Annotated in this window: 7 protein-coding genes; 2 read left to right on the top strand and 5 right to left on the bottom strand. The window is 71.4% G+C overall.

What is annotated here, in order from left to right; all coding sequences use genetic code 11:
- Window positions 1-1,048: 1,048 nt before the first annotated feature.
- The 4 genes from ABZU32_RS40295 to rfbA are packed head-to-tail and all read right to left on the bottom strand — an operon-like array spanning window position 1,049 to window position 4,651.
- Window positions 1,049-2,161, bottom strand: a complete 1,113-nt coding sequence (locus tag ABZU32_RS40295; RefSeq protein WP_354853819.1) for a DegT/DnrJ/EryC1/StrS family aminotransferase — start codon at window positions 2,159-2,161, stop codon at window positions 1,049-1,051.
- Complete coding sequence (gene rfbC, locus ABZU32_RS40290; RefSeq protein ID WP_354931894.1) at window positions 2,158-2,772, bottom strand: dTDP-4-dehydrorhamnose 3,5-epimerase; 615 nt, start codon at window positions 2,770-2,772, stop codon at window positions 2,158-2,160. Before rfbC ends, ABZU32_RS40295 begins: the two co-directional genes overlap by 4 nt.
- Before the next feature lie 17 nt (window positions 2,773-2,789).
- Window positions 2,790-3,779: a dTDP-glucose 4,6-dehydratase gene (gene rfbB, locus ABZU32_RS40285; protein WP_354931891.1), complete on the bottom strand. Its 990-nt coding sequence runs from the start codon at window positions 3,777-3,779 to the stop codon at window positions 2,790-2,792.
- On the bottom strand, window positions 3,776-4,651 hold the full coding sequence (gene rfbA, locus ABZU32_RS40280) for a glucose-1-phosphate thymidylyltransferase RfbA (protein ID WP_354931888.1): 876 nt from the start codon (window positions 4,649-4,651) through the stop codon (window positions 3,776-3,778). The genes rfbB and rfbA overlap by 4 nt, the downstream gene beginning before the upstream one ends.
- Before the next feature lie 224 nt (window positions 4,652-4,875).
- Here rfbA and ABZU32_RS40275 point away from each other — a divergent pair, with 224 nt between their 5' ends.
- Together ABZU32_RS40275 and ABZU32_RS40270 are read left to right on the top strand one after the other, a co-directional pair.
- Window positions 4,876-7,245, top strand: a complete 2,370-nt coding sequence (locus ABZU32_RS40275; RefSeq protein ID WP_354931885.1) for a penicillin acylase family protein — start codon at window positions 4,876-4,878, stop codon at window positions 7,243-7,245.
- Between the two features lie 61 nt (window positions 7,246-7,306).
- Complete coding sequence (locus ABZU32_RS40270) at window positions 7,307-8,032, top strand: alpha/beta fold hydrolase (RefSeq protein WP_354853806.1); 726 nt, start codon at window positions 7,307-7,309, stop codon at window positions 8,030-8,032.
- A 207-nt stretch (window positions 8,033-8,239) separates the two neighbouring features.
- On the opposite strand, the gene ABZU32_RS40265 is transcribed toward ABZU32_RS40270, so the two are convergent.
- On the bottom strand, window positions 8,240-10,432 hold a 2,193-nt coding region (locus tag ABZU32_RS40265), incomplete at its 5' end, for a type I polyketide synthase (protein ID WP_354931883.1).

The raw sequence follows: 10,432 nt of genomic DNA, 5'->3' as shown, positions 1-10,432 counted from the left end.
AGCACACGACCGGAATGAAGAACCGCGCGCCCGGTGAACACACGTGGAGACCGCAACCGACCTCAAAACGACACACTCAGACGCCGACATCGCCGCACCACCCCCCACCGACCGGGCGCCGATCACACCCAGCACACGACCGGAATGAAGAACCGCGCGCCCGGTGAACACACGTGGAGACCGCAACCGACCTCAAAACGACACACTCAGACGCCGACATCGCCGTACCACCCCCCCACCGACCAGGCACCGATCACACCCCCACACCGCCGGAAAGTAGAGCCACGCCTGGTGGACGCAGGTCATCACCGCAAGCCGCCCTGAAGAAGACGTACACGACAGCATGCGAACGCATGCGACGAACAGCAGGCGTACGACACCGGGGTGAACGACATGGGGGTGAATGGCGGTTGCGTGGTCGGGTCGCGGAACGGCCGGCTTGCCAGTCGCACACCCACTGGGGCGTGGGACCATGGCGATGGTGCCGGCGTGCCGCCGCATGGGCGCGTACCGGCAGGCCGGCGCCGCGGCGCACAGCGGGGCGTGCCGGCCGAGCGGCAGACGCCTGAGTTCGAGGGCCGCCATCACATGAGCCGCCGTCCTCGGCCTGTCGAGGAAGGCCTCCACCGCGTGGCGGTACACCGGCGTTCCTGCGCGAACGCTTGGACGCGACCACGAACCCCCGCCAGAAACACCACCGCCGAACCGGCGCGGTAGACCGCGCACCACCAATGCCCTTCGCTGGTGAACCGATAGCCGGCAACGAGGGCCCACACCGGCGAACCTAGGGCACCGGTCCCGAACGCATGGAGGGCCGCACAGGGCGTCGTTGGGAGGCCGCGGGGTGCCTGCTGATCCGGGGTAATCTCACCAGCACCGTCGACGATTTGCGCAGGCTGCTCCTCGGTCACCCGCCGGCCCACGGGCAGGCAGGTGCATGGCATTGAGGGCCGTCGTCATGTGAACGGCCCGATCTGGGGTCGCATATAGAAGGCCGCGCGCGGCGTCGTCAGGGACGCCGCGGGCTGCCCGCTGGTCTGGCCTGCTCTCACCAGCCTCGCTGTACGGTCTCGACGATGTGCGCGCGCTGCTCCTCGGTCACCCACCAACCCACGGGCAGGCAGACGATGCGCTCGGCCACGCTGTCGAGCCCGGGCAGCAGCGTGGCGTACCGGCGGACGCAGGAGTGGGTGTCGTTGCGTTCGTGGACGTTGCTGACCATGATCTGGGCCTCGTCCATGCGCTTCATGAAGCCGGCGCGGTCCTCGACCTTGACGGGGTAGATCCAGAAGGACGACTGGCGGTCCTGCGCACGTTCGGTCAGTTCCAGCCCCGGCACGCCCGCGAGCTCCCGGTCGTAGTGGGCGGCGTGGGCCTGGTGCCGTGCCACGACCTCCTCCGCCCAGTCCAGATTGGCCAGCCCTATCGCGGCGTTGATGTCGGTCATGTGGAACTTGTAGCCCCACTCGGGGACGTCCGGCGGGTTGCGCAGCCGGTCGGCGCCACGGCTGATGCCGAACCAGCGGAGCAGTGTGGCCCGCTCGTGCAGTTCGTCGTCCGGCAGCACCAGAGCCCCGCCGTCGCCGCAGGTCAAATGCTTGATCGCCTGGAAGCTGAACATCGCGACGTTGCCGTGGGTACCCAGGCGGCGGCCCTGGTAGGTGGCGCCCCACGCGTGGGCGCAGTCCTCGATCACCACGGGGCGGAATCCGAAGGCCGCCTCGGCATCGTCGAGGATCTTCGCCAGCCGGGCGAGGTCCACCGGATAGCCGGAGAAGTGCACGACGACGATGGCGCGGGTGCGGGGGGAGATCTTGCGGGCCAGGTCGTCGAGGTCGACGTTGAGCGTGGCGGGATCGACGTCCACCCACTTGATGTGCAGCCGGTTGGCGAGGATGGTCCAGTTGGTGGCCTCCATGGTCAGCGGCGTGGAGAGCACCTCGCCATCGTCGTCCCCTGCCGCGGCGACCATGTGGAGCGCCAGGTGCAGCCCCGAGGTGCCGCTGTTGACCGTGGCGACGCGCGGGTTGCCGATCCGCTCCCCCAGCGCCCGTTCGAATTCGGCGACCTTGGCGCCCTGGCCGATCTGCCCACTGCCGACGACCTCGGCGACCGCCGCCGGGGCCGACTCCGACATGGGGACCTTGAACAACGGGATCAACGCGGCGCTCCGTCCGGTGTGGCGAGTTCGGCGTAGCGGGCCAGGCAGTCGGCATAGGAAGGCAGGATGCCGAGCCGTTCGGCCTCTTTCAGGGAGGGCGCGGCCCGGTCCTTGTCCGACAGGACGGGCTCACGGTCGCGCGGCCAGGGCAGGTCGAGGTCGGGGTCCAGCGGGTTCACCTCGAAGGAGGTCTCCGGCGACCAGGTGCTGGAGCACAGGTAGAAGACGGTGGCCTGCTCGGTCAGCGCGGCGAACCCGTGCGCCAGCCCTTCGGCGAGGTAGAGCACGTGCCGGTTGTCCTCGCTCAGCTCCGCCACGACGTGCCGGCCGTACGTGGGCGAGCCCTGCCTGATGTCGACGACGATGTCGCGGATGGCGCCGCTCGGGCAGCTCACGTAGCGGGCCTGGCCGGGCAGGTGGATCGCGTGCAGTCCACGGATCGTGCCTAGTACGGAGACGGAGCAGTTGACCTGGGCCACGGTCAGCGGATGACCGACGGCCTCGGTGAAGGCGGGCTGCTTGAAGACCTCGAGGAACTGTCCTCTGGAGTCGGGGAAGACCTTGGGCTCGACGAGGAACGCCCCGTCGATGCCGAGTTCGCGAATCCGCATTGATCCCTCTTTCGACGTTATGTCGGGTCGCCCTCATCTGCGGCGGCGACCCCTACGGCACCCTTATGCGCCTCCCACCAGGGGCGGTTGTTCCGGTACCACTCGACCGTCTCGGCCAGGCCCTTCTCGAAGTCCACGGCCGGGCGGTACCCCAGCTCCACGCGGATCTTGATGTCGTGGACGGAGTAGCGGCGGTCGTGGCCCATGCGGTCCTCGACGAACTCCACCCGCTCCCATCCGGCGCCGCAGGCCTCAAGGAGCAGTTCGGTCAGCTCGCGATTGGTCAGCTCGGTGCCGCCGCCGATGTTGTAGACCTCTCCCGGCCGGCCTGCCTGCCGTACCAGCTCGATCCCCGCGACATGGTCGGCCACGTGGAGCCAGTCGCGCGCGTTCATGCCGTCCCCGTACAACGGGACCTTGCCGCCGTCGAGCAGGTTGGTGACGAACAGCGGGATGACCTTCTCGGGGAACTGGTACGGCCCGTAGTTGTTGGAGCAGCGGGTCACCCGCACGTCCAGCCCGTACGTCCGGTGGTAGGCGAGGGCGAGCAGGTCGGCCGAGGCCTTCGACGCCGAGTACGGCGAGTTGGGCGACAGCGGCTGGTCCTCCCCCCACGAGCCTTCGAGGATGGAGCCGTACACCTCGTCGGTCGAGACGTGCACGAACGTGCCGAGCCCGTGCTCGACCGCCGCCGCGAGCAGGGTGTGGGTCCCCGTCACGTTGGTGCGGACGAACTCCCCCGCACCGCTGATGGACCGGTCGACGTGGGATTCGGCGGCGAAGTGCACCACCTGGTCGTGCGCGGCCACCAACTCTCCGACGAGGGCGGCGTCGCAGATGTCGCCCCGGACGAACGTGAAGCGGCCCTCGGCGGGCTCCAGGTTGGCCCTGTTGCCCGCGTAGGTGAGCTTGTCGAGAACCGTCAGCGTGCAGTCGCGCCGCTCGGCCAGAGTTCGGACGTAATGGGAACCGATGAATCCGGCGCCGCCGGTGACCAGGATTCTCATCGCGCGTAACTACTCGCGATGCTCATCACGTACTGGCCGTAGCCGGACTGCGACTGCTCGGCTCCGAGCCGGTAGCACTGCTCCGCGTCGATGAAGCCCATGCGGAGCGCCACCTCCTCCAGGCACGCGATGCGCACGCCCTGGCGTTGTTCGAGGGTCTGCACGTACTGTCCCGCCTGGAGCAGCGTCTCCGGCGTACCGGTGTCCAGCCAGGCGAATCCTCTGCCGAGATCCACGAGTTTGGCCCTGCCCCGTCGTACGTAGGCCAGGTTCACATCGGTGATCTCCAGTTCGCCCCGTTCGGACGGCTTGAGTTTCTCGGCGATCTCGATGACGTCGTTGTCGTAGAAATACAGGCCTGTGATGGCTCTGTTGGAGCGCGGTTTCGCCGGTTTCTCCGCGAGCGAGATCAGGCGCCCGCTTTCGTCGGTCACCCCCACTCCGTATCGGCTGGGATCGCTCACCGGATACCCGAACAGCACGCATCCCTCCACTTCCCGCACGGTCTCTTCCAGCACCTCCGAGAAGGAGGGTCCGTGGAAGATGTTGTCGCCGAGGATCAACGCGGCCGGGCCGTCGCCGATGTGGGAGGCGCCGATGAGAAACGCCTGGGCTATCCCGTCCGGCGATTCCTGGGAGGCGTAGGAGATGTTCAGCCCGTAGCGGGCGCCGTCGCCCAGCAGCCGGACGAAGTTCGGCACCTGGTCGGGCGAGGAAATGAGGAGGATATCCCTGATGCCGGCCAACATGAGCACCGATATCGGGTAATAGATCATCGGCTTGTCGCTCACCGGGAGCAGTTGTTTGGATACCGCGGCGGTGATCGGATGCAGCCGCGTTCCCCGGCCTCCCGCGAGGACGATTCCTTTCACGGCCTTTACCTCTCTGCTGCGTGGAAGTGGCCCGAGGCTAAGCAGGGGCGCAGCGGAGCGGCAAGATCGATCACCGGAGAGAGGGGGAGACTTAGGGGATTGTCCGCGCCCGACCGCTAATGGGCAAGATGAGACCACCGGATTAGGGGAAGGTAGGGGCTGACCCGGTCTCCCGCGGCGACGAGAATCACTCCACATTGACGTCTCCAGGAGGAGGTCCGGCGGTGCGGATCGTCGCTTCACGCCGTGCCGTCGCCGTGATCGTCGCCGCGGTGCTCTCACTCACGCCGGCCGCTCCGGAGCGGGCGGCGGGGGACACGGGAGACGCCGCCACGCGCGAGGTCCCGGGGCTGCGCGAGCCGGTACGGCTGGTGGTGGACCGCTGGGGGGTCCCGCACCTGTACGCGCGCAACACCGACGACGTATTCCTGGCGCAGGGGTACAACGCCGCGCGGGACCGGCTGTTCCAGCTCGACCTGTGGCGGCGGCGCGGACTCGGCCTGCTGTCGGCCGCCTTCGGGCCTCGTTACGTCGACAAGGACCGGGCCGCCCGGCTTTTCCTGTACCGCGGGGACATCCAGCGGGAGTGGGCCGCCTACGGGCCGGGCACGCGCCGCGCCGTGACCGCGTTCGTCCAAGGCGTCAACGCCTACGTCGACTGGGTCAACGCTCACCCGGAGGCGTTGCCGCCGGAGTTCCGCCGGCTGGGCCACCGGCCGGACCACTGGGCCCCTGAGGACGTGGTGCGGATCCGCAGCCACGGGCTGGCGCTCAACGCCTACCCCGAGATGTTGCTCGCGGCCGCCATGTGCTCCGGTGGGCAACCCGCCGTCCGGGCCCTCATCCGTCTGGAACCCGCGCACGAACCCCAGGTGCCGGACGGCCTCGACCCGTGCGCCGTGCCCGTGGACGTGCTCGACACCTACCTGCTCGGGACCACGCCGGTCACCTTCGACGGCGTGGCGGTACGGTCGGCGCCGCCGTCGTCGTCGCCCGGAGGGTCGAACGCCTGGGCGCTCGCGCCGTCGCGTACCGCCACCGGCCGGCCGATCCTCGCCGGGGATCCGCATCGGGCCACCACGGCGCCGGCGCTGCGCTACGTCGCCCACCTGTCCGCGCCCGGCCTGGACGTGATCGGCGCCGGCGAGCCGGAGCTGCCCGGCATCTCCATGGGACACAACGACCGCGCCGCCTTCGCGCTCACCGTTTTCTCCGCGGACCAGGAAGACCTTCAGGTGTACCGCCTGGACCCCGACGACCCCGGCCGCTACTTCTACCGTGGCCGCTGGGTGCCCTTCACCACGGTGCGGGAGGAGGTGCCGGTGGCCGGCTCGACGCCCCGTCAGGTGGAGCTGACCTTCTCCCGGCACGGCCCGGTGCTCAAGGTGGACGCCGACCGGGGCCTCGCGTTCGGCCTGCGCACCGCCTGGTCGGAGCCGGGCACGGCGCCGTACCTCACCGGTCTCGACGCCATGACCGCGCGGAGCTTCCCCGAGTTCACCGCCCGGGTGCGGCGCTGGGGCGCCCCGCCGGAGAACCTGGTCTACGCCGACACCTCGGGCGCCATCGGCTGGGTGCCCGGCGCCCTGGTCCCCCGGCGGCCGGGATACGACGGACTGCTGCCGGTGCCCGGCGACGGCCGCTACGAATGGGACGGCTTCTACGACGGCGCCGAGTTGCCCAGGGTGAGCAACCCCAAAAGCGGCATCGTCGCCTCGGCGAACGAGTACAACATGCCATCGGGGCACCCGGTGCGCGTCGGCTACGAGTGGGAGCCGGCCGCGCGCAAGGAGCGCATCGTGGACGTGCTGTCCGGCTCGACCCGGCACACCTTGTCGGAGATGGCGCGACTCCAGTTCGACAAGGTCGACGAGTACGCCCGGCGCATCGTCGCGGCTCTGCGCGACATCCCGGCCGGTGACGACCCGGACACCGCGGCCGCGCTGCGGCTCCTGCGCGACTACGACGGCACGGCGAGCGTCGACTCCCCCGGCGCGGCGCTGTTCGAGCCCTGGCTCTCCGGGCGTCTCGGCCCGGCGTTCCTCTCCCAGTTCGTCTCCCCGGCGGTGGCCGCCCGGGTGCCGCACGCCGACATCCGGCAGGTGATCGACGCGTTGGAGCGGCCGGACCGCTGGTTCGGACCGGACGGCGCCGCGGTGCGGGACCGGCTCGTGCAGCAGACGCTGCGCGCGGCCTACGCCGAGGTCCGCGGCCGGCTCGGCGCCGACCCGGCCGCCTGGCGCTGGGGAAGCCTGCACCAGGCGCTGTTCTCCCACCCGCTCGGCGAGCACGTGGGCCCGATCCCCCGGGGCGGCTCCGCGACCACGGTGGACGCCTCGACGTACTACCCGGGGGCCTACCGGTCGGTGTCCGGCGCCGCGTACAGGATGGTGCTGGACGTCGGAGCCTGGGACAACTCCACCTTCGTGAGCGCCCCCGGGCAGTCCGGGGACCCGGCGAGCCCGCACTACGCGGACCTCGCCGCCGCCTGGAGCTCCGGCGCCCAAGTGCCGCTGCTGTACAGCCCGGCCGCGGTCGCGCGGAACACCGAAAGCGTCGTCACTCTGGTGCCCGCGGCGTCCGGCCGCGGGTGATCGCCGGTCCTCACCGGGCTCACCAGGGAGGCGGCGAACGAATCACGGCAGAAGGAGCGTTGTGGACGAGCGTTGGATCAAGCGATTTCACCCCGCGCCGGACGCCCCGGCGCGGGTGATCTTACTGCCGCACGCCGGCGGCGCGGCCAGCGCCTACTTCAAGCTGTCCGCCGCGCTGCATCCGGCGCTGGACGCCCACACGGTGCAGTACCCGGGCCGGCAGGAGCGCCGGCACGAGCCGCTCTTGACCGACGTGCGCCAGCTGGCCGCGGGCGTCGCCGATGCGCTTCCCGACGACGGGCGGCCCACGCTGCTGTTCGGGCACAGTATGGGCGCGGTCGTGGCCTTCGAACTCGCCCTGCTCCTCGAGCGGCGCGGCGCGGCGCCGCACGCGCTGATCGCCTCCGGCCGGCGCGCCCCGTCCACCTACCGCGACGAGTGGGTGCACCAGCGGGACCCGGCCGGCGTGGCGGCCGAACTCCGCCGGCTCAGCGGCACCGACCCGGTGTTCCTCCAGGACCCGGAGCTGTTCGAGATGGTGCTGCCGGCGCTGCGCGCCGACTACCGGGCAGTGGAGACCTACCAGTGCGCCGCGGACGCCGCGGTCGGCTGCCCGCTGGTCGTCTTCGTCGGCGACGACGACCCGAAGACCACGGTCGAGGAGGCACGCGCCTGGCGCCGGAACACCACCGGCGACTTCGACCTGCGGGTCTTCCCCGGGGGACACTTCTACCTGGACGACCAGGTGGCCGAGGTGACCGACGCGCTCATCGCGCTGTCCAGGTGAGCCACACTCGCCTGGACGTCTGAGCCGGCCATCCGGGTGACTCACACTCACCCGGACATCTCACCCGACCATCCGGGTGACTCACACTCACCCGGACATCTCACCCGACCATCCGGGTGACTCACACTCACCCGGACATCTCACCCGGCCATCCGGGTGACTCACACTCACCCGGACGTCTCACCCGGCCATCCGGGTGACTCACACTCACCCGAGCGTCTGAGCCAGCCATTCCTCGATCACGGCGGCGGTCTGCCGCGCCTCGGACTCCAGGATGCTGAAGTGGTCGGCGGCCACCTCGCGCACCGCCGTACCGGGGGTGAGGACCGGAGACCAGCCCACGCCGACGGCCGTGGTGGTCCCGCCGGGGGTCGCCACCCCGTGGGCGGCGCGGACGAACAGCGTCGGCGCCGCCAGTTCGACCGGCCGCCACTGGGAGAGCAGCGCGGCGTACCAGCCCATCGCCGACAGCCGGGCGGCGGTGAACGGGCCGAATACGGCCTCCCGATCGAGCAGTCCGCCCACGATCGACGACCAGACACGGGCGCTCTCCCCCGCCCCGGGGACGTGCGTGTCGAGAAGGATCACCGCGGCCGGGCCCTGGCCGGCTTCCGCCATCGCGCCCGCGAGCGCGTGCGCGAACACCCCGCCGGCGGAGTACCCGACCAGCGCGTACGGCTCCGCGGCGACCTCGGCGCCGCCGGTCACCGCTCGGGCCAGCCCGTGCACGAGGTCGTCCAGTGAGGCCGGCAGGCTCTCCTCCCGGACGAACCCCGGCACCGGCAGCACGGCGAGGTCACGCACATCGCGGAACTCCGCGGCCAGCGGGACGAACTGGTGCGGCCCGCCGAAGGCCATCGGGGAGTTCAGGCAGAACAGCCGCGGCCGGCGCGGGCCGGAGGCCAGCACCACCGGGGTGCGGGCCGGGGCGTCGGCCGCGCCGTACTGGGGACGTACCGCGGCGGCGGCGTGCAGCAGCACCATCCCCTCCTCGATCTTGCCGGCGGCGGCCGCCGCGCGGAACAGGCCGCTCAACGTCTCCGCCGCACGCGGCAGGTCCTGTGTGGCCGGTCCCTCGCCGACCGCCATGGCGGGTCCGGGCCGGGCGTGGCCGTTGGCCGCCGCGACCTCACCGGCCGGCACGCGGGGCGCCGCGGCGACGGCAACCGGAGCGATCTCCTCGGCCAGCACCCGGGCCAGCGCGCTGACCGTCGGATAGTCGAAGGCGGCGGTGGCCGGCAGACGGACACCGGTGTCCGAGTTGAGCGCGTTGCGCAACTCCATGGCGCCGAGTGAGTCCAGACCAAGTCCGACCAGGTCCGACTCCGGCTCCACGGGCTGCAGGTCCGCGTATCCGAGCACCTGGGCCACCCGCCTGCGGACCAGCTCGACCAGGCGCTCCCGGCGCTCCTCGGGGCCCAGTGCGGCCAGCGGTTCCAGCTCGTTCCCGCCCGACGGCGCCGCCGCCGTGCGTCGTACTGCCGGTGCCAGGTCTTGAAGCAGCGCGGGAACGCCGTCCGCGCGGGCGCGCACAGCGGCCGGGTCCAGCCGGATCGGCGCCAGCACGGCGGCGTCCGCGCGCCGCGCCGCGTCGAACAACGCCAGCCCCGCGTCCACCGGCAGCGGCAGCATGCCCCAGCGGCGGATTCGGGCCAGGTCGTCGTCGCGCAGCCGGCTTTGCATGCCCGCCTCGCCGCCCCACAGGCCCCAGGCCAGCGTCCGCGCCGGCAAGCCCGCCGCCCGGCGGTGCTCGGCCAGGGCGTTGAGGAAGGCGTTGGCCGCCGCGTAGTTCCCCTGGCCGGGGTTGTCCACCAGCGATGCCGACGAGGAGAACAGCACGAACTCGGCCAGGTCATGCTTCTGGGTGAGTTCGTGCAGGTGCCAGGCGGCGTCCGCCTTGGGCCCGGCCACCTGGTCGACCAGCTCGGGCGTGAGATCGGCGAGGACCGCGTTCGCGCTCGTCCCCGCGGTGTGTACGACGGCGCGCAGGGGGTGGGTGCCGGGGATCTCCTCCAGTAGTGCGGTGAGGGCGTCCCGGTCGGCCACGTCGCAGGCGGCGATGGTGACCTCGGCGCCTTGTCCGGTCAGTTCGTCGCGTAGTTCGGCGGCGCCGGGGGCGTCCAGGCCGCGGCGGGAGATCAGCAGCAGATGTCGCACGCCGTGTACGGCGACCAGGTGCCGGGCCATCAGGGCGCCCAGCCCGCCGGTGCCGCCGGTGATCAGCGTGGTCCCATCGACCGGCCAGGCCGCCACGGGCTCCTCGCCGAGGCGGGCCCGCTCCAGCCGGGGCGTTAAGAGCCGGTCGCCGCGCAACGCGACCTGTGGTTCCCCGCTCCGAAGCACCACGGCCGCCTCGGCCACCTTGGCCGCCTGGGCAGCGTGCGCGGCGTGCGCGGCGTG

The sequence above is a fragment of the Sphaerisporangium sp. NPDC005288 genome (assembly GCF_040607475.1).
GTDB lineage: Bacteria > Actinomycetota > Actinomycetes > Streptosporangiales > Streptosporangiaceae > Sphaerisporangium > Sphaerisporangium rhizosphaerae.
The sequence above is the reverse complement of the archived record's forward strand: the minus strand, read 5'-3'. Positions and strand labels throughout refer to the sequence as shown.